Raw genomic sequence first — 25937 nt, forward strand, 5'->3', positions numbered from 1 at the left:
TTCCCGGGCAAGCACCGACCGCAAGGTCGACCGCGGCCGCCGGGCCACCCAGCGCAGTACGCTGCGATGATTGCCCGGCAAGACCGCTGAAACGGGGCTCCGCGTGGGCCCCGTTTTCATTTCGAATGCCGCCACCAAGCGGGCTGCGCTCCGGCGTTGCCGTGGCCGAGACGGCATCCGAAACGAACACCGCACGAAGTGCCAACCCCCGCCAAGGCGCGCCGCGCCGTGGCGCCTAAACCTTCCACGACCGCTGCCATGTCCCTGGATCTGGATCAAATCGTCGCCGGCGCCCAGGCCGCTTTCGCCGCCGCCAATGACAACGCCACGCTGGAAAACGAAAAGGCCCGCTTCCTCGGCAAGACCGGTGCGCTGACCGAACTGCTGAAGAGCCTGGGCAAGCTCGATCCCGAGGCACGCAAGAGCGAGGGCGCGCGCATCAACCAGGCCAAGCAACAGGTCGAGGCCGCGCTCAACGGCCGCCGCCAGGCGCTGGCCGATGCACTGATGAACGCGCGCCTGGCTGCCGAGGCGATCGACGTGACGCTGCCCGGCCGCACGGTGGCGCGTGGCAGCCTGCATCCGGTGATGCGCACCTGGGAGCGCGTGGAGCAGATCTTCGGTTCGATCGGCTTCGACGTGGCCGACGGCCCCGAGATCGAGACCGACTGGATGAACTTCACGGCGCTGAACAACCCGGACAACCATCCGGCGCGCTCGATGCAGGACACCTTCTACGTGGACGGGCGCGACAGCGAGGACAAGCTGCTGCTGTTGCGCACTCACACCAGCCCGATGCAGGTGCGCTATGCGCGTATGCATGTGGAGAAGTACAAGGGCCGCGCCATGCCGCCGATCAAGGTGATCTGCCCGGGGCGTACCTACCGCGTCGACAGCGATGCCACGCATTCGCCGATGTTCAACCAGGTGGAAGGCCTGTGGATCGGCGAGGACATCAGCTTTGCCGACCTGAAGGGCGTCTACACGGATTTCCTGCGCAAGTTCTTCGAACGCGACGATATCCAGGTCCGCTTCCGCCCGTCCTACTTCCCCTTCACCGAACCGTCGGCCGAGATCGACATGGCATTCGAAGAAGGCAAGCTGGCCGGCAAATGGCTGGAGATCTCCGGCTCGGGCCAGGTGCACCCGAACGTGCTGCGCAATATGGGCCTCGACCCCGAGCGCTACATCGGCTTCGCCTTCGGCTCCGGGCTGGAGCGGCTGACCATGCTGCGCTATGGCATCAACGACCTGCGGCTGTTCTTCGAGGGCGATGCGCGCTTTCTGCGCCAATTCGCCTGAAGCGCCTGAAGCGCCTGAAGCGCCCGAGGCGCCTGGGACGCCTTCACCTGCCCAGGCCCGCCGCCGTCTTTCGTCACCGATACACCGCATACTTACCGGATCAGAAGCGCCATGCAATTCTCGGAATCCTGGCTTCGCAGTTTCGTCAATCCTGAAAAGGTCTCCACCGACGCGCTCTCGCACCGCCTGACCATGGCCGGGCTCGAGGTGGAGGAAGTGGGCCCCGTCGCGCCGCCGTTCGAAAAGATCGTGGTGGCGCGCGTGCTCGCCACCGAGAGGCATCCCAATGCCGACCGTCTCAATGTGTGCCAGGTCGACGCCGGCACCGGCGAGACGCTGCAGATCGTCTGCGGCGCGCCCAACGTCAAGCCGGGCATCCTGGTGCCGTGCGCGCTGGTCGGTGCCGTGCTGCCGCCGAGCGAGCCGGGCGGCAAGCCCTTCGAGATCAAGGTCGGCAAGCTGCGTGGCGTGGACAGCTACGGCATGCTGTGCTCGGCGCGCGAACTCAAGCTGTCGGAAGACCATGAAGGCCTGCTGATCCTGCCGGAGGATGCGCCCGTCGGCCAGAACATCCGCGAGTACCTGGATCTCGACGATCAGGTCTTCGTCATCAAGCTCACGCCGAACAAGGCCGACTGCCTGTCGATCCACGGCGTGGCACGCGAAGTGGCGGCGCTCACCGGTGCCGCGCTGCAGGTGCCGGCAATGACGCCGGTGGCGGTGACGCTGGACGAGACGCTGCCGGTCAAGGTGTCGGCGCCCGATCTGTGCGGCCGTTTCTCCGGCCGCGTGATCCGCGGTGTCAACGCGCGCGCGGCGACGCCTGCATGGATGGTGCAGCGTCTCGAGCGCTCGGGCCAGCGCAGCATCTCGGCGCTGGTGGACATCTCCAACTACGTCATGCTGGAACTCGGCCGTCCGTCGCACGTGTTCGACCTCGACAAGATCCACGGCGGCCTCGACGTGCGCTGGGGCCGCAAGGGCGAGCAGATCAAGCTGCTGAACGGCAATACCATCGAGGTGGACGAGCAGGTCGGCGTGATCGCCGACGACAAGGAGATCGAAAGCCTGGCCGGCATCATGGGCGGCGACAGCACCGCGGTCACGCTCGATACCGCCAATATCTACCTCGAGGCCGCCTTCTGGTGGCCGCAGTCGATCCAGGGTCGCGCGCGCCGCTACAACTTCTCGACCGATGCGGGCCACCGCTTCGAGCGCGGCGTGGACTTCGCCACCACGGTCGAGCACATCGAGCGCATCACCGCGCTGATCCTCGACATCTGCGGCGGCCAGGCCGGCCCAGTCGATGACCACGTGGTCAACCTGCCGGAGCGCAAGCCGGTGCGCATGCGCGTGGCACGTGCCGAACGCGTGCTCGGCATCGAGCTGTCGGCCGCCGAGATCGCCGATGTCTTCCAGCGCCTGCAGCTCGCCTTCACGCGCGAGCAGGGCGATGACGGCGAGGTCTTCGTGGTGACGCCGCCGAGCTACCGCTTCGACATCGAGATCGAGGAAGACCTGATCGAGGAAGTGGCCCGTATCTATGGCTTCGAGCGTATTCCGGCCCGTCCACCGGTGGCCGAGAGCGAGATGCGCCCGACCGATGAGGCTCGCCGCTCGCAGCACGTGGTGCGCCATGCGGTGGCCGCGCGCGACTATCAGGAGGTGATCAACTTCGCCTTCGTGGAAGAGAAGTGGGAGCGCGACTTCGCCGCCAACGACAACCCGATCCGCCTGCTGAATCCGATCGCGAGCCAGCTGGCAGTGATGCGCTCCACGCTGATCGGCGGTCTGCTCGACAAGGTGCGCTACAACCTGAACCGCAAGGCCGGCCGCGTGCGCCTGTTCGAAGTGGGCCGCGTGTTCCACCGCGACGGCTCGGTGGCCGACGGCGGCCTGACCGTGGCAGGCTATCGCCAACCCATGATGGTCGCCGGCATCGCCTACGGCCCTGCCTTCGAAGAGCAGTGGGGCGTCGCCACGCGACCGGTCGACTTCTTCGACGTCAAGGGCGACGTGGAGTCGCTGTTCCACCCGCGCGTGGCGCGCTTCGAGCCGGTCTCGCATCCCGCGCTGCATCCGGGCCGCGCTGCCCGCGTGCTGGTCGACGGCAAGCCGGTGGGTGTGGTCGGCGAGCTGCATCCGCGCTGGCTGCAGGAGTACGAATTGGCGCAGGCACCGGTGCTGTTCGAACTTGAACTGCAATCGCTGCGCGAGGTCGGCCTGCCCGCCTACAGCGAGATCTCCAAGTTCCCGGCCGTGGTGCGCGATCTCGCCGTCGTGGTCAAGCAGTCGGCGCGTGCGCAGGACCTGCTCGATGCGATGCGTGCAGCGCTGGATCAGGCCGGTTTCGGCCGCTTCTGCCAGAGCCTGGTGCTGTTCGACGAGTTCCGTCCGAAGGCCAATGCCGCGGCTTCCAGCAGCATTGGCGTGGACGAGAAAAGCCTTGCGTTCCGGGTGACCTTGCAAGATACTGGGTCGACCCTCCAGGACGAGACTGTCGACAGCGCCGTGCGCTGCATGGTTGATGCGCTGGTGGCCGCGTTCCAGGCACGGCTGCGTGGCTGAGAACGCTGTCCCCGCGACGGCATGGAGCGTCCGGGCCGCTGCGCCCGGACGGATCGCCAGATTGAACGACAATGCACGATCAATATGAATGATCGACATCTGAATGTCATGACTGCTGCAGCTCTGGGTGAGGCAGGCGACCGGCAAGCAGCCCACCGCGACGACGACACGCCGGAATCCCGCGTGACGGAGGTTCCCACTCTCACCAAGGCCGAGCTGGCGGAGATGCTGTTCGACCAGGTCGGTCTGAACAAGCGTGAATCCAAGGATATGGTCGAAGCCTTCTTCGACGTGATTCGCGAAGCCTTGGAGCAGGGTGACAGCGTCAAGCTATCCGGCTTCGGTAACTTCCAGCTGCGCGACAAGCCGCAGCGCCCCGGCCGTAATCCCAAGACCGGCGAGGTGATCCCCATCACCGCACGCCGCGTTGTCACCTTCCACGCCAGCCAGAAGCTGAAGGCACTGGTGGAAGAGCGGGCCGGCCTCGCGCTGCCTGGCTGAGCCGTGCCGCCGCGTTGCTCGCGGCAACGGGAATCGGTATCCTTCTGAGCGCGCAGGCGCGCCTCGCGTGCTTCCATTCGATCCCTAGCGTAACTCCTGCGGGCCGCGGCTCTGGCCGGCCCCTTCATGCATGTCCGACAAACCAAGCGATCGCGTCGCGCTGCCGCCGATTCCCGCCAAGCGCTACTTCACCATCGGTGAGGTAAGCGAGCTGTGCGCCGTCAAGCCGCACGTGCTGCGCTACTGGGAGCAGGAGTTCACGCAGCTCAAGCCCGTCAAGCGGCGCGGCAACCGGCGTTACTACCAGCACCATGAGGTGCTGCTGATCCGTCGGATCCGCGAGCTGCTGTACGAGCAGGGCTTCACCATCAACGGTGCGCGCAACCGGCTCGATGAAGGGCGGCATCATACGATACCGCCCGTGCAGGAAGAGAGCGTCGGTGCGGCACCGGCGCACGTCGAAGACGCCCCGGTGTTGTCGGTCGATCTGAACGCGCTGCGCAATGAACTGGTCGACGTCCAGCATCTGCTCGCGCAGTTGCGCGAGATCGCCGGACACGGTCCGAAGTAAGTCGGCGAGCGAAGCCGGGCACGGCAAAAAAGTGCAGAAGACACTAGTCAAGATGAAAATCCTTCTGATATAATCTTTTTCTCTCGGGGCGTAGCGCAGCCTGGTAGCGTACCTGCATGGGGTGCAGGTGGTCGGAGGTTCAAATCCTCTCGCCCCGACCAAATTAAGGCCCGCGTAATCATTCGATTACGCGGGCTTTTCTCATTCTGGCGTCAGCGCTTTGCGTGATATCAGACCGTGATATTAGAAGCTCTCTAATATTCAGGCGGACGGCAGCGGTAAGCCGCACCGTCGACACTGGCATCTGGCGCTGCGTGATGTAGCCCTCGGTCGTGGCGCGGGCCGGCTGCTGTCCGATTCGCGCCAGAAAGCACTGCGATGCTGCTCGCAGTCCGAGCGGATGGCCTCGGCCTTGCCGACGAAGCGCAGGTTGATCAGGCCCGTCATGCTAGGATTCCTCTGACATCGGAGGGCCTGCTATGGAATTTCGATACCGAGGCCGTGAAATCCTGATTCACGTCAGAATGGTCACCAGCGGTCATTGGGACTGGTCGTATGTCGTTCGAGGGCATGGCCATAGGCAGAATGCCGGCGAACTGGCTTCGTCCGAAGCCGTGGCGATCGACGAGGCTCTTGCCGCTGCGAAGCGGGAGGTCGACCAGGTTGCCGCTGACGGCGAGGACTAGCGTCTGCCAGACCGCACTACCCAGACCCACCCATACCTACCGATTCGCATCCCAGGCACCGGCGCCGTGGAAGTTGTTCCAGCGGCAATGGTAGTGCCGGGGCGGCATGGTGCTGCGGGGACAGTCGCGCTTGATCCGTACCCACCGCAAGTGTCGGTGTTGACTTCGTTGTGGCGTCGTCCCTCTGGCGCTGCGAAGCACGCCTGAACGGAATCCTGGGGGGCGAGGTGGAACAGTCAATCTGGTAGCACATGCGTTTGGCCGCGCGCGAGATCAAGCGTGATGCGGTGGCGCTTTGGTTGGCATATCGGCACCCGCGCATGCCACTAGCCGTCAAGTCACTCTGTCTCCATCGTCGGCCCTCTTGAGCTGGTTCCGGATTTCATTCCGGTGTTTGGCTATGCGGACGATGCGCTTCTGTTGCCTGGATTGATCCTACTCGCGGTGCGTTTGTTTCTATCGGTTGGTCGGAAACATGTCCGCAATCTGATTGTTCCGGACAAGCCGCGTTTCGACGGCACCGAGTAGACTCGCGCCGTTGCACTTCCGGTCCGTCGACGCTCCCCGCCGAGGCGGGCTTTTTTTCTCTTCTTGCCACATGGAGTGCACGTCTGATACGCCCGTCGGCGTCTTGAGGCCCGCATGCGGAATGCGAGTGCCGTCGTTGCCTGCGCTTTCCGCCACTGCCCGCTTCAGCGCGGCGGCCTCGTCGAGGTCTGACTGCCGGGGCCACGATCACCCGTCGGTCCTCTTCGGACAGAACGAGAATGCGGCGGCTCCCGCGTGTTGTCGGAAAGGTTGAGGCCGAGGAGCGGTCGGAAACGGGCCCTCTTCCCGCGGTCGGCGACGGGGCTGATCCGTAGACTTGCCGGATTGGATTCCGCCCCCGGTATGCCGGATATTCCTGCGCCGCGCCGCCGGGGGTGCGCGGCGCATCGGGCGTCGCTTCAATCTCCTGTGGCTGCGATATGAAACGAGAGTCGCTTGATTTGCTGGCGCAGTTCTACGTGCTCCAACTGGTGCTGGAAATGCCGGCCACGGCAGTGGAACTGGGGGACCGGCTCCTCGAGTACCACACGGCGGGCGGTATCGCTGCGGTGAGGCCGCTGTTGCGCACACTGCTGACGAAGGGGTGTATCGCGAGCGCGGCGAGGGACGGCGTCGGGCGCGTGTATTTCATCACCGAACTCGGCAGAGGGGTGCTGGACAACAGCCGTGTATTGCTCGACACGATGTTCCATCGGAGGCCTGCAGGCACCGGTTGCGCGATCGTGCCGGCAGACGGCGGGCGGGCTGATGTGTCGCCGCTGGTGTCGCCGCTGATCTTCGCAAGCCATGCCGAGGTCGATGGCGACAGCCGCGCCCGTCAGTCGTCCAGGGTCGGGATCTGACCTTCCCTGGTCAGGATGCGAGGGGAGTCCATCTGTCCCGTTTCCTCGTCGACCAGCACCTCGTAGGCGGCGACGCCCGCGAAGCTCGATGCCATGGCGGTGGCGATGCGGATGGCGCTGACTTCGCTGGAAGCCTGGCGGATTTCCCCGGGCTGCAGTGCGTCGCCGTTGCCCTTGCGGTAGGGCACGACGATGTATTTGACAGTGCGGGTATCAGTCATGGCGGAAGCGGGCATCGTGGAGTCTCCGTGCGTGGGTGATTGCTGCGCAATGTACTACAGAATACTGTATGAATGTACAGTAGTCGAGGCCCGGTGCGAGGCTTTGTGGCAGACGGAGGATCGTGGGATTCCGCGCTGGCTGGCGGCGATCCGGCGCGCGAAAAAAAAGGGCTGGTCGGCCAGGCGAGGCCGCCAGCCCGCGCAGGGCGCAAGTGGTTGAGGGCCTATTGTCGGGCGCGGTGCGGTGGAAATTGTTACGCAACTGTGTATTGGCGGGCGCGCTGCTTGCCGCCGCCGCGGCTCGGGGGAGGGGGCGTGGCGGGCATGGCCGGGCGCGGAAGTCATGGCGGCCGGATGGGCGCGCTGAGATAATCGGCCGGGCGGCGCGCTGCGAAGGCAGGCGCGCCAATTCGTACCGATATGAGGAAACCCATGGAACCAGATGATGTGATCCGAGAGTTCGAGCGGCTTGCCCTCGACGAGGCGGAGGAACTCCCGGTGGACGACGCGATCGCGCGGCTGGCGATGCTGCTGACCGATCCGGCGATCCAGGGGCGCGAGCGCACCCTGCTGATCGAGGTCGGCGCGACGCTGTACCGCTACGGCATGCAGGGCGAGTGAGCGCGGCGTGCCGCGCCGATGTCCCGAGCCGGAGAAATCGCGGTTCGGGACGCTAGTCTTTCGCGCGGAAATCGTGGTGGCGGCGCACGGCGCCATCTTCCCCGTGAATGAACAATTCGACGCCATCCAGCCTGGCCTTCTGCTCGCCGGCCGCCACGGCTTCCAGCAGCGAGGGGTAGTGCGAGGTGGCGCCGTCCGTGCCTTCGACCTCGACCGCCCAGCCATTGTGCGCGGTCAGCACGACGTGGATGTTGGGTGCCGTCATGGGTGGCCTCCTGCCGCCTGAGCGGTACCCGTTATTTATATGCCATGGTGCCGGCGCCCGCCACTCGGCGGGGCTGTGCATTGCCGCAGGCGATGGTCCTGCGCGCTGGCGCGGACGGGCGCGCCGAAACGAGGCGCGCCGGGGTATCCGCGCGGCACGCGGCGGCGTATCCCCTCAGGCGGCGGCGTCGGTGCGGAACCAGCCGGTCAGCGCGCGCCGCGGGCGTCGGCAGGGCAGCACTGCATGCGGGATCAGTTCGCTGCGGAACAGTACCAGGCGGCCGCCCTGCGGCAGGATGCGCGCGCTTTCGCGCGTGTCGTCATCGGCCGCATGGATGGCCAGTTCGCCGCCATCGTCCGCATCCCACTCCGGGTTCAGGTACAGCACCAGCGAGATGCGGCGGTGCGGGCTGCCGCGATGCTGGTCGAAGTGCTTGCGGTAGCCGGTGCCGACGGGGTAATGGGAGAAATGGAATTCCTCGCGGCGCAGGCCGAGGAAGTAGCGCTGGTTGAGCTCGGCGCGCAACTGCGCGGCCCAGTCCATGAACGCGTCCATGACCGCGTCGCCGTGCCTGCGTTCGAGCCACAGGATGGAATCGCCCCGTACCGTCTCGTCGCGCGTGGCGGCCTCGCCGCGGCCGATGCGCGCGGGATGGAAGCGGCCGGCCTGCCAGGCGGCCTCGCTGCAGGCGTAGAGCTGCTGCCTGAGGGCCGGCGCGATGCTGTCGTCGCAGACGGCCCAGCCGCGCGCTTCCAGCATTTCGAACAGGGCGGGGGTGACGGACATGGCGGGACGGGCGGCGCGGATCGGCGGGGCGCCCATTTTACGCAGCCGCGGCGGGCATGCGCTAGTGCCATGGCGGCGCTGTCGCGGCCGGTGCTAGCGCAAGTAGTCCTGGAAGCGCGCGCGGATATCGTCGAGGTTGGTCAGGGTGCCCGACAAGTGGCGGCGCAGGCGCGCCTGCGCCGCGGCGGGGTCGCCCGCGGCGATCGCGTCGACGATGCCCATATGGTCCTCGACCACCGCGCGCGCCTTGTCGTCGATGGGCAGATGCAGGCGCCGCAGCCGGTCCAGGTGGCCGCTCTGGCGGCGCACCAGCAGCCACAGGTCGGGCACTTCGGCGGCGTCGTAGAGCTGGCGATGGAAGGTCTGGTCGGTGCGCGACAGTTCGGCGAAATCGCCCGCCACCAGCATGGCGTGCTGGTAGGCGAGACTGGCGCGCAGGCGCTGCACCAGTGCCGCGTCGGGACGCTCTGCCAGGCTGCGCACGATCTCCAGTTCGACTGAGCGGCGCAGGAAGTGCGCCTGCTGTGCCAGCGCGATGCTGATCGGGCTGACCACGGTCGCGTGCTGCGGGAAGACGTCGACCAGGCCTTCTTCGCTGAGCCGGATCAGCGCATCGCGTACCGGTGTCTGGCTGGTGCCGTACTCGGCGGCCAGGTCGGCCCGCGACAGCACGCTGCCCGGCGGCAGTGCCATCGAGATGATGCGTTCGCGCAGGTGCTCGAAGACCTGTGGCGCGGCGTGGCGCGTGCGGTCGAACTGGAACGCGGCAAGCGCGGGGGACTGAAGGGTGTCTTCCATGGATCGGATGCGATGCCTGCCGGCGCGGCGCGCCGGCAGCGATGCGCGATTCTAGCTGAGTGGACCGGGTTTGACACACTAATATATTAGTGCTCTAATCCTTCACAACAAAAACAAACAAGCGTGGCGACTGCCGCGGGCGCGCCCGGACGATGCATCGTCCGCGGGGCGCCGCCGCTCCGTGTCGCCGCCGGCGGCCACCGCATCGGAGGAGACATGACCGCACCCAAGAAGACGCCTGAGGCGCTGCGCAGCGCCCGCTGGTTCGCGCCGGACGACCTGCGCTCGTTCGGCCATCGCTCCCGCATCATGCAGATGGGCTACGCGCCCGAGGAGTGGATGGGCAAGCCCGTCATCGCCATCCTGAACACCTGGTCCGATCTGAATCCTTGCCACGGACACTTCAGGCAGCGCGTGGAAGACGTCAAGCGCGGCGTGCTGCAGGCGGGCGGATTCCCGGTCGAGCTGCCGGCCATTTCCTTGTCGGAGAGCGCGGTCAAGCCGACCACCATGCTCTATCGCAACCTGCTGGCGATCGAGGCCGAAGAGCTGATCCGCTCGCATCCGGTCGACGGTGTGGTGCTGATGGGCGGTTGCGACAAGACCACGCCGGGCCTGCTGATGGGTGCCACCAGCGCCGGCGTGCCGGCCATCTATGTGCCGGCCGGGCCGATGCTGCGCGGCAACTGGAAGGGCAAGGTGCTGGGCTCGGGCTCGGATGCCTGGAAATTCTGGGACGAGCGCCGTGCCGGCAAGCTCAGCGATGCGGAATGGACCGGCATCGAGGGCGGCATCGCGCGCAGCCACGGTACCTGCATGACGATGGGCACGGCCAGCACGATGACGGCCATCGCCGAAGCCATCGGCATGACGCTGCCGGGCGCGTCCTCGATCCCGGCAGCCGACGCCAACCACATCCGCATGTGCTCTGAGGCGGGCCGGCGCATCGTCGGCATGGTGTGGGAGGACCTGGTGCCGGCGCGCATCCAGACCCGCGCTGCCTTCCTCAATGCCATCGTGGTGGCAATGGCGATGGGCTGCTCGACCAATGCGATCATCCACGTCATCGCCATGGCGCGGCGCGCCGGCTGCGAGATCGGCCTGGACGATTTCGACGCCGCCAGCCGCCGGGTGCCGGTTATCGCCAATATCCGACCCAGCGGCGATACCTACCTGATGGAGGACTTCTTCTATGCCGGCGGCCTGCCGGCGCTGATGAGCCGGCTGCGCGGCCTGCTCGACCTGGAGACGCTCACCGTCACCGGCCGCACCCTGGGCGAGAACATCGCCGGTGCCGAGGTCTGCAACGATGACGTGATCCGGCCGCTCGAACAGGCCCTCTACGAAGAAGGCGCGCTGGCCGTCCTCAAGGGCAATATCGCCCCCGACGGCTGCGTGATCAAGCCGAGCGCCTGCGAGCGCCGCTTCTTCCGCCACACCGGCCCCGCGCTGGTGTTCGACGACTATCCGTCGATGAAGGCGGCGATCGACGACGAGGACCTCGATGTCAGCGCGGACCACGTCCTGATCCTGCGCAATGCGGGCCCTCAGGGCGGGCCGGGGATGCCCGAGTGGGGCATGCTGCCGATCCCCAAGAAGCTGGTCAAGCAGGGCGTACGCGACATGCTGCGGATGTCGGATGCACGCATGAGCGGTACCAGCTATGGCGCCTGCATCCTGCACGTGGCACCTGAGTCGTATATCGGCGGCCCGCTGGCCCTGGTGCGCACCGGCGACCACATCACCGTCGACATCGGACGGCGCAGCATCCATCTCGAGGTCAGCGACGAGGAGCTGGCGCGCCGGCGCGCGCAATGGACGCCGCCGCCGCCGCGCTTCGAGCGCGGCTATGGCTGGATGTTCTCGCGCCATATCCGCCAGGCCAACGACGGCTGCGACTTCGACTTCCTGCAGACCGATTTCGGCGCCCCCGTCGGCGAGCCGAGCATCTACTGACCGATCGACCCTCACGCACCCGGCTTCCGCCGCGGGAGCCAGGTGCCCAGCCTGCGAGCCCCCAACGCCATGAGCGAACTCAGCCAGACCCTGCGCGATCAACTCAAGACCGTCAGCACCGCCACGCTGTGCACCGCGCTGTTCAAGCGCGGCCTGCGCAACCAGTTCATCCAGGACGTGCGGCCGCTGAACCCCGAGGCCGGACCCATGGTCGGCGAGGCCTTCACGCTGCGCTACATCCCCGCGCGCGAAGACCTCAACCCGATCACCGTATTCCAGGACCGCAACCACCCGCAGCGCCAGGCGATCGAGCAGTGCCCGCCCGGTGCGGTGATGGTGATCGACAGCCGCAAGGATGCGCGCGCGGCCTCGGCCGGCTCGATCCTGGTGACGCGGCTGATGCAGCGTGGCGGCGCGGGCATCGTCACCGACGGCGGTTTCCGCGACTCCCCCGAGATCGCACGCCTGGGCATGCCCGCTTACCACCAGCGGCCGTCGGCGCCGACCAACCTGACCCTGCACCAGGCCATCGATATCAATGTGCCGGTGGGCTGTGGCGATGTGGCAGTGTTCCCGGGCGATGTCGTCGTCGGCGATGGCGAGGGCGTGGTGGTGATCCCGCGCCACCTGGCCACGGAGATCGTCCAGGAGGCGGTCGAGATGACCGCGTTCGAGGACTTCGTCACCGAGGAGGTGCTGCGCGGCCGTTCCATCATCGGCCTCTATCCGCCGACAGACGAGCGTGCCCGCAGCGACTTCGCTGCCTGGCGTGTCGCCAACGGCCGCTGACGGCCGCTGACGGCCGCTTACGCCGGCACGCGCTCGCTGAGCGCCGCCGCGGCGGCATCGGAATCACCGGCACCGGACGCCAGCCCGTGGGTGGCGCCGGCCTGCACCATCGACGACGGCCGGCACGCACCGGCCGCGCAGGAGACAACATGACACGCAGCCCGCAGGCGCTGCAGGACGTGGCGGCCGGCGAGGTGCCGTTCCTGTTCGACCAGCTGACGGCGGGCGATGCCATGGATCACGAGGGGGAGCGCGGACATGAAATACATCGGACTGCAGATGGGACGGATGGCGCGCGGCGCAGCCGTGCTGGCGGCAATCTGCGCGGCGCTGGCGGCCTTGCCCGCGCGGATGGCGGCAGCGGCGGAGGCGTGGCCGGCCAGGCCCGTCACCATCATCCTGCCGTTCGCACCGGGCGGCGGCACCGACCTGGCCACGCGGCTGGTGGCGCAGAAGCTGTCGCAGCTGTGGGGGCAGCCGGTGGTGGTCGACAACCGGCCGGGCGCGGCAGGCAACGTCGGGCTGGAGGTGGCTGCGCGTGCCCGTCCCGACGGCTATACCCTGGTATCCGGCAATGCCGGTACCCAGGCGGCCAATCGCTGGCTGTACAAGAAGCTCAACTACCAGCCCGACGCCTTCGTGCCGGTCAGCCTGATGGCGGAACTGCCCTTCGTGCTGGTGGTGACCGAGAAGCTGCCGGCCGCCAGCGCGCGCGAGCTGGTCGCGCTCGCCAAGGCCCGCCCGGGCAAGCTCACCTTCGCCAGCTCGGGGCAGGGCGGCACGCCGCACCTGACGGCGGAGATCTTCGAGGCGGCCACCGGCGTGGAGATGCTGCACGTGCCCTACAAGGGCGGTGGTGCCGCCATGGGCGACCTGATCGCGGGCAATGTCGACATGCTGTTCGCCTCCATCCTGGAAACCGCCGGGCACGTGAAGGCGGGCAAGCTGCGCGCGCTGGCGGTGACGGGCAAGGTGCGATCGCCCGTGCTGCCCGGTGTGCCGACGCTGGCCGAAGCGGGCATCGGCGGCGCGGAGTCGGGCTCCTGGGCCGGCCTGCTGGCGCCGCCGGGCACGCCCCAGGCCATCGTCGACAAGATCGCCGACGGCGTACGGCAGGCCGTGGCGGACCCGCAGGTGCGTGCGCGCCTGCTGGAGCAGGGCGCGATTCCGGTGGGCAGCACGCCGGCGCAGTTCGCCGCGCAGATCGCCGCCGACAGCCAGCGCTTCGCCAGGATCATCCAGGACCGGCATGTGAGCCTGGACTAGTGGCGAGCCACAAGTGTGCGGAGCCGCGAATCCTGGAGACAGGACTCCGGTTCCTCTCCAATCACGTTCGACCACCACCAGGATCGACCATCACCAGGAAACAGGAAACGCAGCGATGAAACCCCGTTTGTTGCAGCACGGCAGACTGCCTGACGCGCTCGAGGCGCGCCTGGCGGCGCAATACGATGTCCATCCCTTCTGGCAGGAGCGCGATCCGGCCGCCTTTCTCGCCGCGCATGGCCACGAGTTCGTGGCGCTGACCACGCGCGCGGCGCACGGCGCGGATGCCGGGTTGATCGGTGCCTTGCCCGCCCTGCGCGTGATCTCGAGCTTCGGCGTCGGCCTGGACAAGATCGACCTGGAGGCGGCGCGCGCGCGCGGCATCGCGGTCGGCTTCACGCCCGATGTCCTCAACGACTGCGTCGCCGATGCCGCCTTCGCGCTGCTGATGGACGTGGCGCGCGGCATCAGCGCGGCCGACCGCTTCGTGCGGCGCGGCGACTGGCCGCGCGCGGCGTTCCCGCTGAGCACGCGGGTCAGCGGCAAGCGGCTGGGCATCGTCGGCATGGGCCGCATCGGCAAGGTGATCGCGCGCCGTTCGCAGGGTTTCGACATGGAGGTCCGCTACCACACCCGCGGGCCGGCAGATGGCGTCCCGTATGCGCATGAGCCATCGCTGGAGGCGCTGGCGCGCTGGTCTGACTTCCTGGTCATCGCCACCGCCGGCGGGCCGCAGACGCGCGGCCTGGTCTCGGCGTCGGTGATCGAGGCGCTCGGTCCGCAGGGCTTCCTCATCAACATCGCACGCGGCAGCGTGGTCGACGAAGAGGCGCTGGTGCGCGCACTGGCAGCAGGCCGGCTGGGCGGTGCCGGGCTCGATGTCTTCGCGCACGAACCCGAGGTGCCGGATGCCTTGCTCGGCCTGGACAACGTCGTGCTGCTGCCGCATATCGCCAGCAACACGCGCGAGACACGGCAGGCCATGGCGGACCTGGTGGAACGGAATCTCGCGCACTTTTTCCTGCATGGCAAGGTGCGCGAAGCGGCCATCTGACGCCGTTCGCCGGCGCGCGCGGCGCCTCGGGCAGTGGCTGGACATACCCAACCTTCGTAGGGGGTGGGGTGCGGCGCCGCCAGCTAAAGGCTGTCCCGGTGGCGACGTTAACGTGGGCATGAAGCAAAGTGACCATTCCCATGGGGCCGCCAATGCCGAACTGCTTGGCTGGACCGGCGCCTCGCCGCAGGTGATTGCCCGCGTCCTCAATGCCGCGCTGGATGCGGAAGACCTGACAGGCTTTGCCGCCCTGTTGTCGGACATCGCCCGCGACAAGGGGCTCAAGGGTGATCGCGGCGCACACCAGTCGATTTTCGACATGCCCTACGCCAGCCTGCTGCCGCGGCAACAGCACCTGCTCGCTGACGCCTTTGATCTCTTCATCCGTTTCGGGCTGGAACTCCGCGCGCGCGAGGCCGAACAGCAGGACTGAGCCTGCACCGGGACGGTGCAGGCTTCAGCACCGCTCCAGCAATCCGATCTCGCGCACCGCGACCGACAGCACAGACAGTCCGCCGGCACCGCTGGCGCGTTGTTCGGCGAGCATCTGCGCGTAGTGCTCGAGCCGTTCCTGCCGGTTGGCCCGCCAGGCAGCGATCAGCGCTTCCGGCGTGTCCGGCTCGTGTGGTTGCGATAGCACGCTGGCGGTCAGCACGCGCCGCAGTCTGCTCAGGTCTTCCAGCATCGAGGTGCGTGCCAGCAGGTCCCAGCGCGTGTCCACCGGCAGCGCCAGCGCGCGATCGCGCAGCCAGCCGAAGCTGAGCAGGGCATCGAGCGCGAAATACGCGCCGGCGGCGACCGCGAGGTCGCGCCCGGTGTCCGCCGCCACTTCCGCAATGTCCAGCGCCGCAGCGCTGATTTCCCCCGCTGCGACGCGCAAGGCCAGTTCTCCGCCCACGCCGGCATCGAGCAGCGCCTGGCGGCGCTCGGCCAGGGCGGCCGCACCGGCCTCGTCCAGCAGTGCCGGCAACTGCGGCGTCAGCCATGCCGCGGCGCTGGCGAAGCGTTCCGCGCTGCCGGCCGGCAGGCCGGCTCCGTTGCGCAGGTGGCGCAGCAGCCAAAGGGCCGCACGTGCCATCAGGCGGGCCACGGCGGCGAACATCTGCGCCTGCTGGGCATCGGGCACGCGATTGTCGAGCGCATCGATCTCCTGCCAGAGCGGCTCGAGCCCGAACACGCGGCGCGCGATCATGCAGGCACGCACGATATCGGCCGCCGCCGCGTCGGTTTCCTCCATCACGTGGTGCACGAAGGTCGCGCCGATCCGGTTGATCAGCAGGTTGGTCAGGTGGGTCGACAGGATCTCGCGCCGCAGCGGATGGTGTGCCATGGTGTCGCGATAGCGCTCGCGCAGCGGCTGCGGGAAGTAGTCCACCAGCAAGCCGACGGCCAGCGGGTCGTCCGGCACCTCCGAGGCCAGCAGCGCGTCGTACAGCCACATCTTGCTGTAGGCCAGCAGCACGGCGCGCTCCGGCGTGGTGAGCCCCGCGCCGGCGGCCTTGCGCTGGGCGATGTCGTCGTCGGAAGGGAGAAACTCCAGCGGGCGGTTGAGGCGGCCGGCGCGCTCCAGGGAGCGGATCAGCCGGGCCTCCGGGCCCAGCAGCTCGGCCGCATAGCGGCTGGCGACCGACAGCGCCTGGGTCTGGAAGTAGTTATCCTGCAGCACCAGTTGCCCGACTTCCTCGGTCATCTCTGCCAGCAGCTTGTTGCGCTGCTTCTCGGTCATCTCGCCGTCGGCCACCACCAGGCCGAGCAGGATCTTGATATTGACCTCGTGGTCGGAGCAGTCGACCCCGGCGGAATTGTCGATGGCATCGGTATTGATGCGCCCGCCGCGGCGGGCGAACTCGATGCGGCCGAGCTGGGTGAAGCCGAGATTGCCACCTTCGCCGACCACCTTGCAGCGCAGGTCGGCACCATTGACCCGTACCGCGTCGTTGGTGCGGTCACCCACCTGCTGGTGCGTCTCGCTGCTCGCCTTGACGTAGGTGCCGATGCCGCCGTTGTAGAGCAGGTCGACCGGCGCCAGCAGGATGGCATGGATCAGCTCAGCCGGCGACAGGGAGGTGGCTTCGGTGCCGAGCGCGGCCCGTACCTGGGGCGACAGCGCGATCGCCTTGGCGCTGCGCGGATACACGCCGCCGCCGGCGGAGATCAGGCGGCTGTCGTAGTCCGCCCAGCTCGAGCGCGGCAGCGCGAACAGGCGCTCGCGCTCCTGCAGGCTGGACGCCGGATCCGGGGCGGGATCGAGAAAGATATGGCGATGGTCGAAGGCGGCCACCAGTTGGATATGCGGCGACAGCAGCATGCCGTTGCCGAACACATCGCCCGACATGTCGCCGATGCCGACCACGGTGAAGTCGTTGTTCTGCGTGTCGACGCCCATCTCGCGGAAGTGGCGCTTGACGGATTCCCAGGCGCCGCGCGCAGTGATGGCCATCTTCTTGTGGTCGTAGCCGACCGAGCCGCCGGAGGCGAAGGCATCGCCCAGCCAGAAGCCGTATTCGGCCGAGATCGCATTGGCGTAGTCGGAGAAGCTGGCTGTGCCTTTGTCGGCGGCGACGACCAGGTAGGGGTCGTCGGTGTCCAGGCGGACCACATCGGCTGGCGGGACGACCGCGCCGCCGGCAAGATTGTCGGTCAGGTCGAGCAGGCCGCGCAGGAACAGCTGGTAGCAGGCCACGCCTTCCTGCAGCCAGGCGTCGCGCTCGCTGGGCGGTGGCGGACGCTTGACGACGAAGCCGCCCTTGGAGCCGACCGGTACGATCACTGTGTTCTTGACCATCTGCGCCTTCATCAGGCCGAGCACCTCGGTGCGGAAGTCCTCGCGCCGGTCCGACCAGCGCAGGCCGCCACGCGCGACGCGGCCGCCGCGCAGGTGCACGCCTTCCACGCGTGGTGAGTAGACCCAGATCTCGAACATCGGGCGGGGCTCGGGCAGGCCCGGCACGCGGGAGGGGTCCAGCTTGACCGACAAGTAGGGGTGGGCCAGGCCATCGGCGCCGCGCTGGAAGTGGTTGGTGCGCACGGTGGCTTCGATCACGCCGAGGAACATGCGCAGGATGCGGTCCTCGTCGAGGCTGGGAACCTGGTCCAGCGCACTGTCGATTGCCTCCAGCAACTGTTGGCAGCGTTCGGCGCGTGCCGTCTCGGGCCCGGCCGGGTCGAAGCGGGTGATGAAGAGCGTGACCAGCCGCGCCGCGATCTCCGGATTGCCGGTCAGCGCGCGTTCCATGTAGGCGTTGCTGAACGGCGCGCCGGCCTGGCGCAGGTACTTGGCATAGGCGCGCAGGATGGTGACGTCGCGCGCTGCCAGCTCGGCGCGCAGCACCAGGCGGTTCAGGTCGTCGCTTTCGATGCGTCCGTCCCAGGCCTGGGCGAAGGCATCCTCGAACAGGGCCTTGACACGATCGATATGCAGATCGAGCCCCTCGGCGGCGCGACCGCTTCCGCTTTCCGCGCCGTCGGCGAGCTCCAGGCCGAAGTCGTGCATCCAGAGCGGCGCCGCGCCGGCCGGCTCGATGCGGTAGGGGCGTTCATCGTTGACGCGCACGCCGAGGTGTTCCAGCAGCGGCAGGCTGTGCGACAGCGCGATCGGCGCGCCGACATGGTAGACCTTGAGCCGAAGCATGCCGGCCGGAGCCTCGATCGGGCGGTACAGGTTCATCGCCAGCCCGTTGCCATGGCTGGCGGCTTCGGCCAGCTCGACATCGCGTACTGCGCTGCGCGCCGGGTAGTCCTCGCGGTAGCCGGCGGGGAAGGCCTCGGCATAGCGGCGCAGCAGCCGGTTGCCGGCGGCCTCGCCGCTGGCGGCGAGCAGGGCGTCGGCAAGGTCGTCCTGCCAGCGGCGCGTGGCCTGCACGATACGGGCTTCGAGTTCGGCGGTGTCGACCTGCGGCATGGTGCCGGGCGCGCCGCGCACGATCATCTGGATGCGCGCCAGCGGTGCTTCCGACAGCAACGGCGTGAATTCGCAGCCCTGGCCGTTGAAGGCTTCGACCAGCAGCTTCTGCAGGCGCTGGCGCAGGTCCGTGTTATAGCGATCGCGCGGCACGAAGACCAGGCAGGAGACGAAACGGTCGAAGCGGTCGCGGCGCACGAACAGTCGAACCCGTTGGTGTTCCTGCAGCCGCAGGATGCCCAGCGCGTTGACGTACAGCTCTTCCTCGTCGGCCTGGAACAGGTCGTCGCGTGGATATTGCTCGAGGATGGTGGTGAGGGACTTGTACAGGTGCCCGCGTGCCAGGAAGCCGGCGCGCTGCAGGATGTTGGCGCACTTGCGGCGCACCAGCGGAATCTCGCCGCTGGAGACCATATAGGCCGTGGAGGTGTACAGGCCGACGAAGCGGCGCTCGCCGAACAGATTGCCGTCGGCATCGAGCAGCTTGATGCCGATGTAGTCGAGGTAGCCGGGGCGGTGCACGGTGGCGCGCGAATTGGCCTTGGTGAGGAAGATCGGCGAGTCGCCGGCAATGATGGTGGAGGCTGCCGCCGGCAGCGGCGTCAGCTCTTCGGCAGCCGGGTCGCGCAGGCTGGGGCGCAGGATGCCGGAGCCGGAGTCCGGCAGGCCGCGCAGGAAGTAGCGCCCGTCCTGGCTGATCAACTGGTAGTCGCGCTGGCCGAGGAAGCAGAAATGGTCGTCGATCATCCACTGCAGGAAGGCGCGTGCCTCGGCGGCATATGGCGTGGCGGCGTCGGCGGCGCCTGCCATGGTCGCGATGGTCGCACGTGCCGTGTCCTGCATGGCCGGCCAGTCGTCGACCGCGGCGCGCACGTCGCCGAGGATGCGTGCGACGCCGGTGCGCAAGGCCTCGAGCTGTGCCGCCTCGCTGCAGCGGTCGATCTCGAAGTGGATGAACGATTCGAGGCGCGATGCCTCCGTCGCGCCGCCGGCATCGGCGGTGCCCAGGCTGACGCGGGCGATCGCGCCATGGGCGTCGCGCCAGACGCGGAAGACCGGATGCAGCGCGGAATGCAATGACAGCCCCTGGCGATTGACTTCCATCGTCACCGAGTCGACCAGGAAGGGCATGTCGTCGTTGACGATCTCCACCACGGTGTGGTCGGAGTGCCAGCCGTGCTCCTCCAGCCGGGGGTTGTAGACGCGCAGGCGGGCCGTGCCCGAGACGAACTTGCGTGCGGTCTGCCAGTGGGCCATGGCCGCGCCGTAGAGGTCGGCCACGTCGCGCTGCAGCAGATCCTCCGCGTCGCTGAGGTCATAGTAGTGGCGCAGGAACGGCTCGACCACCGGCGCCGTGGCCTGGGGCAGGCGCCCGCGCGCGAACTCGATCAGCGCATCCAGGCGTTGTGCGACCTTGTCTTCTTGTTGCGGCAGCATGTTGCCTCCCCGGCGAGGTGCTTGTGCATGCTCCCACTTTAGGCAATCTGCGCGGCCGGAGCGGTCCCGCCGGGGAATTTCGCGTGATGCACTGCCATGCGGCCCGTGCCGGCGGCCCGGGCCGCACCGGCTCAGGAGGCCGCTTCGGTCTCCTGAGCCGGCGCGAGGCGGCGCTGGCGCCCGGTGTGGTCGTGCAGGGTGCCTTTCATGCGTTCAAGCAGCGATCCCAGCGCGACCCGTTCCTGTGCATTGAAGGGGGCCACCGATACCGAGTGCAGGGCCTTGACGGCCTGCCAGACGCGCCGTACCCGGTCTTCCGCGTCAGTGCGGATGCGCGGCGCCTCGCTGCCCGCGAAACTCAGCCAGCCGTCGTCGCGCAGTTCGCGCAGCAGTCTCTCGGACCAAGGGGGATCGATCAGCACCGGACCGCACAGGGCGGCACCGCGCGTGAAATTGCCGCGTGCGATGGCGCGCAGCAGCAGCCACTTCACGTAACTCAGCCCGGCGGCGGACAGGGTGAGTTCGAGCGCGCCTTGCCAGGCAGTCATGGCGTCGGTCAAGGCGAGGATCAGGGGTTCGCTGGCTTCGAGTGCACTGGATGGCATGAACGGCGTGTCTCCTTCGGGTTTGCCGACACCCTAGCAGAAAGGCCTGAGTGCGATGCAGCATGGCGCCGATATCCCGCGGCTGCGTGGGGGCATGGTGCGCTATCCGGCGGATGAAGGCGTGAGGGGAGCAGGGCGAGATATGACGCAGGATTTTCATGAAAAAATCGACTTAATCGTATGACTTTAAATCCCCGCGGGAATGTGAAAGCCTTCGTACACTTCTGCATGCACTTGCGGTGCGCGCCGCAGCGGCGTGTGGCCGCGGCGGGCGCCTCCGCTGAAGGAGACACTCTGATGTACCAAGAACGCATCCGCCTGCCCCGGCTCCATGACAAGGTGATGGAGGCCGACGAGGCCGCCAAGCTGATTCGAGACGGCATGGTGGTCGGCATGAGCGGATTCACCCGGGCCGGCGACTGCAAGGCCGTGCCCTTCGCGCTGGCGCGCCGCGCGGCAGACGAGCCGTTCAGCATCACCCTGATGACCGGCGCCTCGCTCGGCAACGACATCGACAAGGTCCTGTCGCAGGCGGGCGTGATCGCGCGCCGCCTGCCCTTCCAGTCGGACGAGACCCTGCGCCGCAAGATCAACGCGGGTGAGGTCATGTTCATCGACCAGCATCTGTCCGAGACCGTGGAGCAACTGCGCGGCGGGCAGATCGCGCCGATCGACGTGGCGGTGGTGGAGGCGGCCGCCATAACCGAGCAGGGCGGCATCGTGCCGACGACCTCGGTGGGCAATTCCGCCAGCTTCGCCATGCTGGCCAAGAAGGTGATCGTCGAGATCAACCTGAACATGCCGCTGGCGCTCGAAGGCCTGCACGACATCGCCTTCCCGGTGCAGCGCCCCCACCGCCAGCCGATCCCGCTGATCTCCGTCGACCAGCGTATCGGCCTGCCGTACATCCCGGTCGATCCGGAGAAGATCGCCGCGATCGTGATCACGGCCAAGGACGACAGCCCGTCCAACGTGCTGCCTCCGGACGCGGAGACCCGGCAGATCGCCGGGCACCTGATCGCCTTCCTCGACCGCGAGGTGCGCGCCGGCCGGCTGTCGCCCTCGCTGCAGCCGCTGCAGGCGGGTATCGGCACCATCTCCAATGCGGTGCTGCACGGCCTGATCGACTCGCCCTTCTCCGACCTGAAGATGTATTCGGAGGTGTTGCAGGACAGCACCATCGAACTGCTCGACGCGGGGCGCCTGAGCTTCGCCTCGGCGTCCTCGGTCACCTTGTCGCGCGATGTCTATGCGCGCTTCCTCAGCCGGCTCGACCACTACCGTTCGCGCGTGCTGCTGCGCCCGCAGGAGATCAGCAACCACCCGGAAGTGATCCGCCGGCTGGGACTGATCACCATCAATACCGCGCTGGAGTGCGATATCTACGGCAACGTGAATTCCACCCACGTGCTGGGCACGCACATGATGAACGGCATCGGGGGCTCCGGCGATTTCGCCCGCAATGCCCACCTGTCGGTGTTCGTGACCAAGTCGATCGCCAAGGGTGGCAATATCTCCAGCGTGGTGCCGATGGTGGCCCACGTCGACCACACCGAGCACGACGTCGACATCATCGTCACCGAGCACGGCCTGGCGGACCTGCGCGGTCTCGCGCCGCGCGAGCGCGCGCGGGAGATCATCAACCACTGTGCCGACCCGCTCTATCGCGATGCCCTGCGCGACTACGTCGCGCGCGCCAGCGTGCGTGGCGGCCAGACGCCGCATCTGCTGGAAGAGGCATTCGCCTGGCACCTGCGCTATCGCGACCACGGTTCGATGCGCGAGGATGGTCCGCTGGCGGCTGCCGTGCAAAAGAAAGAGCCCGCCTGCGCGTGAGCGCGGGGCGGGCCCGGGGCCACGGTCGCGGCGGGCCGTGGCCGTGCGCATCGGCGCGCGGCCGGGCTTGCGCCGGCCGCGCCGGTGCTTACTGCTTCTTGGCGCCGTCGGTGTAGGGGTCGAACTTGCCGGCCTTGGCGCCGTCGGTGTACGGGTCGGCCTTGCCGGCGGCGGGGTTCAGGTTGGCCTCCGTCGACTTCTTGCGGGCACCTTCGCTGTACGGATCGAACTTGCCCTTGCGCGCGGCCGAGCCGGTCGGGTCGGTCTTCTTCTTCTGCGCGCTGTGCGCGCCGCCGTACAGGTCGCCGCCCTCCGTGTAGTTCTTCTGCGCATGGGCCAGCGGCGCCATGGCGGTGAACGCAAGAGTGGCCAGGGCCAGGGTAGAGACGGTCTTCTTCAGCATCATCTTCCTCGCTAGTGATGGCCTCGCGCGGCATGCGCGCGGCGCTGACTACGATATCGGGGCGGGCCGCCCGGCCTCAAGTCCCCGCGAGGTGAAACATTCCTCTAATTCGATTGAACGCTTTCTCGCATGACGCCAGCCTGCGCCAGATCAAAAGTACCGCCGATAATCGAACGCAGATGAGGCGCCGGCCATCCGGATGGGGGCGCCCGGCCGGTTCGTTGCCGGCCGGGCGACGTGCAGCTTACTCCAGCGTGATGTTCTGGTCATGCGCGATCTTCTTGCGCATTTCCAGTTCGCGCTTGATCTGCGCCGCATATTGCTGCGGCGTATTGCCGTCCGTATAGGCGCCGCTGTCGGCCAGGCGCTTCTTCACCGCCGGGTCCTGCAGGGTCTTGACGGCGGCGTCGTGCACGCGCGCGATCACGGCGGCCGGCGTATTGGCCGGCGCGACCAGACCGTACCAGGCCATGTTGTTCATGTCCTTCATGCCGGCCTCGGCGAAGGTCGGCACGTCGGGCAGGCCTTCCACGCGCTTGGGCGCGGCCACCGCCAGCGCGCGCAGCTTGCCCGCCTGGATGAAGGGCATGGAGGAGGGCAGGTTGTCGAACTGCGCGCTGACCTGGCCGGCCAGCGTATCGTTGAGCGCCGGACCCGATCCGCGATAGGGGATGTGCACCATGTCGGTCTTGGTCAGGAACTTGAACAGTTCACCGTCCAGGTGGGAGATGCTGCCTTTGCCGGCCGAGGCGTAGCTGAACTTGCCCGGGTTGCTCTTCAGCAGCGTGACGAACTCGTGCACGCTCTTGGCCGGTACCTTCGGGTTGACCGTCAGGACGTTGGGCACGTTGACGAGGTTGCTGATCGGCGCGAAATCCTTGATCGGGTCATAGGGATTGCGCGCGTTGGTGGCCGGATTGGTCGCCATGGTGCTGACCGTGGCGATGCCCAGCGTGTAGCCGTCCGGGGCCGACTTGGCGAGAGCGTCGGCGCCGATCGCGCCGCCGCCGCCGCCGCGGTTCTCGACCACGACGGGCTGGCCCAGCTCGCGCCCGATGCCGTCGGCGACCGAGCGTGCGACGATGTCGGTGGTGCCGCCGGCCGCGAACGGCACGATCAGGCGGATCGGCTTGGTGGGATAGGACTGAGCCAGGGCGGTGCTCGCCGGGATGGCGGCGACAAGCGCGGCGACGGCGCCGGCGATCGATGCGAATTTCAAGAATGCCTCCAACTATGCTTTGTTCGTTTGCGGAAGCCCGGCAGCAAGGCCCGGCGCTACCCGCACAGGCAGCCCGCTTGCGTCGGGGATCGCGTCTGGTTCCGTTAAGCGGAACTCTGTTTCGCAATATGGGCTGGGTCGCCATTCAAGCGCGAAAGCACGGCCCGCGGAATCGGTAACTACCCGGCTTGCGCGGAGTCGGAAAAACCTGAAAGGGGGGGGCGCTGCTTGGATATGGGCGCGGGCAGCGGTGGTGCGGTTGCCGCTGAGTGGCGGCAACCGTGGCGGCGCAGTCGCGGGAAGTCAGGGGTGACGGCGACCGTTGCTTCGCCCGAATCCGGGCGGACCCAACGCTTCCAAAGCACCCAAGCAAAAAACCGGAAGCGGTGAGGCTTCCGGTTTTTCTGGGAATTCGGTGGTGGGGCGTGAGTGACTCGAACACTCGACCTACGGATTAAGAGTCCGCTGCTCTACCAACTGAGCTAACGCCCCCCGAAGAAGAACGAAATTCTAGCAAGGCTATTCCGATCGCGCAAGCACCGAATTCAAATTTTTTCTGGCGGCGGCAGGTCGTGAGAGCATGCGCGATGTCGCCATGGGGCGCGGCATCGTGCATCGCCGCCGGTGCGGGTCCGCGCTGGCGTCTCGCCCTTGTTCCGCTTCTCTTCATCACGCCATGCATGCCAGAGTCCTGCGTTATCTCGACGAGGTGGTCCGTTGCGGTTCCATCCGCAAGGCGGCCGAGGTGCTGCACGTCGCGCCGACCGCAGTCAATCGCCAGATTCTCGACCTCGAGGCCGAGCTGGGCGCGCCGCTGTTCGAACGTATCGGCAAGCGGCTGCGCTTGACGCCGCTGGGCGAGATGGTGCTGGCCCACGTGCGCCAGACCTTGCGTGAACATGCTGCCCTGCTCGGGCGCGTGGAGGAGCTCAAGGGCGCGCGCCGTGGCGAGGTTGCGCTGGCCACTACGTCCGGCCTGGCCGCTTCGCTGATGCCCGCGCTGGTCGGCGCATTCCGGGCGCGCCATCCCGGCATCGTGGTGCGGCTGCTCGACCTGCCGGTCGAGGCGATCGCCGCTGCCGTCGTTGCGGGCGACGTGGATCTCGGGCTGGGTTACGACCTCCCCGCGCATGCGTCGCTACGCGTGCTGGCGGGCAGCGATTGGGGTATCGGTGCGGTCATGGCGCCGGGTCATCCCCTCGCCGGCGCGCAGGCGCTCCGACTGGCCGACTGCCTGGGGCATCCGCTGATCCTGCCGGCGCCGGCGCTGTCGATCCGCGCCATCCTCGACGAGGCGCTGGCACACGAGGGGCTGGTGGCGGTGGCGGCGGTCGAAAGCACGTCGACCGCGTTGATCCAGCGCCTGGCGGCGACCGGGGCCGGCGTGGCCTGGCTCAACCCGCTCGATGTGGTCGAGGCGCGCCGCCGTGGGGAGCTGGCCTATGTGCCGTTGCGCGACGCTCACCTGCGGCGGCAGGCGTTGACGCTGGTGGCGCGCCGGCAGGGCGGGGCGGCGGTGGCCGTGAAGCTGTTCGCGCAGGCGCTCGAAGCGGAGCTGGCGGCGCGCTCGGCGGAACTGGGCTGAGTTTTCCGCGCCGGACGCGGCCACGCACGCCGCGGCGGCGCTGTGCAACTTTTGTGGACAGCGTCGGCGCAATTCTGCGCTTGGCGCCGGCCCCGGCCCGCCCCTAGACTGGGCCCCGTCCATCCCGGGCGCGGTCGCTCCGCCTGTCGAGGCGTCTGCCGCGCAGCGTTGCCGGG

The 25937-nt window shown here is 67.8% G+C and carries 24 protein-coding genes and 2 tRNA genes; 16 read left to right on the plus strand and 10 right to left on the minus strand.

The features are described from left to right. Positions 1 to 264: 264 nt before the first annotated feature. The 8 genes from pheS (at position 265) to BKK79_RS19000 (ending at position 7019) form a co-directional block, all read left to right on the plus strand. Positions 265 to 1302, plus strand: coding sequence for a phenylalanine--tRNA ligase subunit alpha (gene pheS, locus BKK79_RS18970; protein WP_197523979.1), 1038 nt, complete (start codon positions 265 to 267; stop codon positions 1300 to 1302). A 111-nt stretch (positions 1303 to 1413) separates the two neighbouring features. Continuing rightward, positions 1414 to 3870 (plus strand): phenylalanine--tRNA ligase subunit beta, encoded by a 2457-nt coding sequence (pheT, locus tag BKK79_RS18975; protein ID WP_071038237.1) that lies wholly within the window; start codon positions 1414 to 1416, stop codon positions 3868 to 3870. An 84-nt stretch (positions 3871 to 3954) separates the two neighbouring features. Beyond that, positions 3955 to 4371 (plus strand): integration host factor subunit alpha, encoded by a 417-nt coding sequence (locus BKK79_RS18980; protein ID WP_071013602.1) that lies wholly within the window; start codon positions 3955 to 3957, stop codon positions 4369 to 4371. Between the two features lie 130 nt (positions 4372 to 4501). Then, positions 4502 to 4942: a MerR family transcriptional regulator gene (locus tag BKK79_RS18985; protein ID WP_071013600.1), complete on the plus strand. Its 441-nt coding sequence runs from the start codon at positions 4502 to 4504 to the stop codon at positions 4940 to 4942. An 84-nt stretch (positions 4943 to 5026) separates the two neighbouring features. Then, positions 5027 to 5103: transfer RNA gene (locus tag BKK79_RS18990), tRNA-Pro, on the plus strand. A 318-nt stretch (positions 5104 to 5421) separates the two neighbouring features. Beyond that, complete coding sequence (locus BKK79_RS18995; protein ID WP_071038238.1) at positions 5422 to 5628, plus strand: hypothetical protein; 207 nt, start codon at positions 5422 to 5424, stop codon at positions 5626 to 5628. Between the two features lie 384 nt (positions 5629 to 6012). Beyond that, the gene (locus BKK79_RS42310; protein ID WP_442873256.1) at positions 6013 to 6156 is read left to right on the plus strand and encodes a hypothetical protein; all 144 of its coding nucleotides are present in this window, start codon (positions 6013 to 6015) and stop codon (positions 6154 to 6156) included. 440 nt (positions 6157 to 6596) lie between these two features. Then, positions 6597 to 7019 (plus strand): PadR family transcriptional regulator, encoded by a 423-nt coding sequence (locus tag BKK79_RS19000; RefSeq protein WP_197523925.1) that lies wholly within the window; start codon positions 6597 to 6599, stop codon positions 7017 to 7019. Here the strand turns inward: BKK79_RS19000 and BKK79_RS19005 are convergent. Further along, entirely contained in the window at positions 6995 to 7240 is a 246-nt protein-coding gene (locus BKK79_RS19005) for a hypothetical protein (RefSeq protein WP_071016451.1), read from the minus strand. The genes BKK79_RS19000 and BKK79_RS19005 overlap by 25 nt on opposite strands. A gap of 432 nt (positions 7241 to 7672) precedes the next feature. Here BKK79_RS19005 and BKK79_RS19010 point away from each other — a divergent pair, with 432 nt between their 5' ends. Further along, positions 7673 to 7861 (plus strand): hypothetical protein, encoded by a 189-nt coding sequence (locus BKK79_RS19010; RefSeq protein ID WP_071013593.1) that lies wholly within the window; start codon positions 7673 to 7675, stop codon positions 7859 to 7861. A 52-nt stretch (positions 7862 to 7913) separates the two neighbouring features. On the opposite strand, the gene BKK79_RS19015 is transcribed toward BKK79_RS19010, so the two are convergent. The 3 genes from BKK79_RS19015 to BKK79_RS19025 all read right to left on the minus strand — a co-directional run bounded on the left by BKK79_RS19015 (position 7914) and on the right by BKK79_RS19025 (position 9710). Further along, on the minus strand, positions 7914 to 8126 hold the full coding sequence (locus BKK79_RS19015) for a DUF2188 domain-containing protein (protein ID WP_071013591.1): 213 nt from the start codon (positions 8124 to 8126) through the stop codon (positions 7914 to 7916). Between the two features lie 174 nt (positions 8127 to 8300). Next, positions 8301 to 8912, minus strand: a complete 612-nt coding sequence (locus tag BKK79_RS19020) for a 2OG-Fe(II) oxygenase (RefSeq protein ID WP_084084926.1) — start codon at positions 8910 to 8912, stop codon at positions 8301 to 8303. Positions 8913 to 9005: 93 nt separating this feature from the next. Beyond that, the gene (locus BKK79_RS19025; RefSeq protein WP_071013582.1) at positions 9006 to 9710 is read right to left on the minus strand and encodes a GntR family transcriptional regulator; all 705 of its coding nucleotides are present in this window, start codon (positions 9708 to 9710) and stop codon (positions 9006 to 9008) included. 216 nt (positions 9711 to 9926) lie between these two features. Here BKK79_RS19025 and araD point away from each other — a divergent pair, with 216 nt between their 5' ends. Next, entirely contained in the window at positions 9927 to 11666 is a 1740-nt protein-coding gene (gene araD, locus BKK79_RS19030) for an L-arabinonate dehydratase (protein WP_071013579.1), read from the plus strand. Between the two features lie 69 nt (positions 11667 to 11735). Further along, positions 11736 to 12455: a ribonuclease activity regulator RraA gene (locus tag BKK79_RS19035; protein ID WP_071038240.1), complete on the plus strand. Its 720-nt coding sequence runs from the start codon at positions 11736 to 11738 to the stop codon at positions 12453 to 12455. Between the two features lie 17 nt (positions 12456 to 12472). Here BKK79_RS19035 and BKK79_RS19040 read toward each other — a convergent pair whose 3' ends face one another. Continuing rightward, positions 12473 to 12715 (minus strand): hypothetical protein, encoded by a 243-nt coding sequence (locus BKK79_RS19040; protein WP_071038241.1) that lies wholly within the window; start codon positions 12713 to 12715, stop codon positions 12473 to 12475. On the opposite strand from BKK79_RS19040, the gene BKK79_RS19045 reads away from it, so the two are divergent. The 3 genes from BKK79_RS19045 to BKK79_RS19055 all read left to right on the plus strand — a co-directional run bounded on the left by BKK79_RS19045 (position 12714) and on the right by BKK79_RS19055 (position 15208). Continuing rightward, positions 12714 to 13721, plus strand: coding sequence for a Bug family tripartite tricarboxylate transporter substrate binding protein (locus BKK79_RS19045; protein WP_071038242.1), 1008 nt, complete (start codon positions 12714 to 12716; stop codon positions 13719 to 13721). The genes BKK79_RS19040 and BKK79_RS19045 overlap by 2 nt on opposite strands. A gap of 115 nt (positions 13722 to 13836) precedes the next feature. Then, the gene (locus tag BKK79_RS19050) at positions 13837 to 14775 is read left to right on the plus strand and encodes a 2-hydroxyacid dehydrogenase (protein ID WP_071038243.1); all 939 of its coding nucleotides are present in this window, start codon (positions 13837 to 13839) and stop codon (positions 14773 to 14775) included. Positions 14776 to 14893: 118 nt separating this feature from the next. Beyond that, positions 14894 to 15208 carry a hypothetical protein gene (locus BKK79_RS19055; RefSeq protein ID WP_071013569.1) on the plus strand — a complete coding sequence of 105 codons (315 nt, stop codon included), beginning with the start codon at positions 14894 to 14896 and terminating at the stop codon, positions 15206 to 15208. Positions 15209 to 15232: 24 nt separating this feature from the next. On the opposite strand, the gene BKK79_RS19060 is transcribed toward BKK79_RS19055, so the two are convergent. Together BKK79_RS19060 and BKK79_RS19065 are read right to left on the minus strand one after the other, a co-directional pair. After that, positions 15233 to 20113 (minus strand): NAD-glutamate dehydrogenase, encoded by a 4881-nt coding sequence (locus tag BKK79_RS19060; protein ID WP_071013566.1) that lies wholly within the window; start codon positions 20111 to 20113, stop codon positions 15233 to 15235. Between the two features lie 131 nt (positions 20114 to 20244). Next, positions 20245 to 20718, minus strand: coding sequence for a hypothetical protein (locus BKK79_RS19065; RefSeq protein WP_071013564.1), 474 nt, complete (start codon positions 20716 to 20718; stop codon positions 20245 to 20247). Positions 20719 to 21015: 297 nt separating this feature from the next. Between BKK79_RS19065 and BKK79_RS19070 the strand changes: the two genes are divergently transcribed. Then, positions 21016 to 22554, plus strand: a complete 1539-nt coding sequence (locus tag BKK79_RS19070) for an acetyl-CoA hydrolase/transferase family protein (RefSeq protein WP_071013561.1) — start codon at positions 21016 to 21018, stop codon at positions 22552 to 22554. A gap of 88 nt (positions 22555 to 22642) precedes the next feature. Here BKK79_RS19070 and BKK79_RS19075 read toward each other — a convergent pair whose 3' ends face one another. The 3 genes from BKK79_RS19075 to BKK79_RS19085 form a co-directional block, all read right to left on the minus strand. Then, positions 22643 to 22957 carry a hypothetical protein gene (locus BKK79_RS19075; RefSeq protein ID WP_071038569.1) on the minus strand — a complete coding sequence of 105 codons (315 nt, stop codon included), beginning with the start codon at positions 22955 to 22957 and terminating at the stop codon, positions 22643 to 22645. A 244-nt stretch (positions 22958 to 23201) separates the two neighbouring features. Beyond that, the gene (locus BKK79_RS19080; RefSeq protein ID WP_156811373.1) at positions 23202 to 24161 is read right to left on the minus strand and encodes a tripartite tricarboxylate transporter substrate binding protein BugE; all 960 of its coding nucleotides are present in this window, start codon (positions 24159 to 24161) and stop codon (positions 23202 to 23204) included. 431 nt (positions 24162 to 24592) lie between these two features. Further along, positions 24593 to 24668 (minus strand) — tRNA-Lys (locus tag BKK79_RS19085). Positions 24669 to 24852: 184 nt separating this feature from the next. On the opposite strand from BKK79_RS19085, the gene BKK79_RS19090 reads away from it, so the two are divergent. Beyond that, positions 24853 to 25761 (plus strand): LysR family transcriptional regulator, encoded by a 909-nt coding sequence (locus BKK79_RS19090; RefSeq protein ID WP_071038244.1) that lies wholly within the window; start codon positions 24853 to 24855, stop codon positions 25759 to 25761. Positions 25762 to 25937 lie beyond the last annotated feature (176 nt).

It is taken from the genome of Cupriavidus sp. USMAA2-4 (assembly GCF_001854305.1).
Classification (GTDB): Bacteria; Pseudomonadota; Gammaproteobacteria; order Burkholderiales; family Burkholderiaceae; genus Cupriavidus; species Cupriavidus malaysiensis.

Coding starts and splice junctions, on each gene's coding strand:
- pheT (WP_071038237.1), top strand. CDS start 1,414: ATGCAATTCTCGGAATCCTGGCTTCGCAGTTTCGTCAATCCTGAAAAG.
- BKK79_RS18980 (WP_071013602.1), top strand. CDS start 3,955: ATGAATGATCGACATCTGAATGTCATGACTGCTGCAGCTCTGGGTGAG.
- BKK79_RS18985 (WP_071013600.1), top strand. CDS start 4,502: ATGTCCGACAAACCAAGCGATCGCGTCGCGCTGCCGCCGATTCCCGCC.
- BKK79_RS18995 (WP_071038238.1), top strand. CDS start 5,422: ATGGAATTTCGATACCGAGGCCGTGAAATCCTGATTCACGTCAGAATG.
- BKK79_RS19000 (WP_197523925.1), top strand. CDS start 6,597: ATGAAACGAGAGTCGCTTGATTTGCTGGCGCAGTTCTACGTGCTCCAA.
- BKK79_RS19005 (WP_071016451.1), bottom strand. CDS start 7,240: ATGACTGATACCCGCACTGTCAAATACATCGTCGTGCCCTACCGCAAG.
- BKK79_RS19010 (WP_071013593.1), top strand. CDS start 7,673: ATGGAACCAGATGATGTGATCCGAGAGTTCGAGCGGCTTGCCCTCGAC.
- BKK79_RS19015 (WP_071013591.1), bottom strand. CDS start 8,126: ATGACGGCACCCAACATCCACGTCGTGCTGACCGCGCACAATGGCTGG.
- BKK79_RS19020 (WP_084084926.1), bottom strand. CDS start 8,912: ATGTCCGTCACCCCCGCCCTGTTCGAAATGCTGGAAGCGCGCGGCTGG.
- BKK79_RS19025 (WP_071013582.1), bottom strand. CDS start 9,710: ATGGAAGACACCCTTCAGTCCCCCGCGCTTGCCGCGTTCCAGTTCGAC.
- araD (WP_071013579.1), top strand. CDS start 9,927: ATGACCGCACCCAAGAAGACGCCTGAGGCGCTGCGCAGCGCCCGCTGG.
- BKK79_RS19035 (WP_071038240.1), top strand. CDS start 11,736: ATGAGCGAACTCAGCCAGACCCTGCGCGATCAACTCAAGACCGTCAGC.
- BKK79_RS19045 (WP_071038242.1), top strand. CDS start 12,714: ATGAAATACATCGGACTGCAGATGGGACGGATGGCGCGCGGCGCAGCC.
- BKK79_RS19040 (WP_071038241.1), bottom strand. CDS start 12,715: ATGTCCGCGCTCCCCCTCGTGATCCATGGCATCGCCCGCCGTCAGCTG.
- BKK79_RS19050 (WP_071038243.1), top strand. CDS start 13,837: ATGAAACCCCGTTTGTTGCAGCACGGCAGACTGCCTGACGCGCTCGAG.
- BKK79_RS19055 (WP_071013569.1), top strand. CDS start 14,894: ATGAAGCAAAGTGACCATTCCCATGGGGCCGCCAATGCCGAACTGCTT.
- BKK79_RS19060 (WP_071013566.1), bottom strand. CDS start 20,113: ATGCTGCCGCAACAAGAAGACAAGGTCGCACAACGCCTGGATGCGCTG.
- BKK79_RS19065 (WP_071013564.1), bottom strand. CDS start 20,718: ATGCCATCCAGTGCACTCGAAGCCAGCGAACCCCTGATCCTCGCCTTG.
- BKK79_RS19070 (WP_071013561.1), top strand. CDS start 21,016: ATGTACCAAGAACGCATCCGCCTGCCCCGGCTCCATGACAAGGTGATG.
- BKK79_RS19075 (WP_071038569.1), bottom strand. CDS start 22,957: ATGCTGAAGAAGACCGTCTCTACCCTGGCCCTGGCCACTCTTGCGTTC.
- BKK79_RS19090 (WP_071038244.1), top strand. CDS start 24,853: ATGCATGCCAGAGTCCTGCGTTATCTCGACGAGGTGGTCCGTTGCGGT.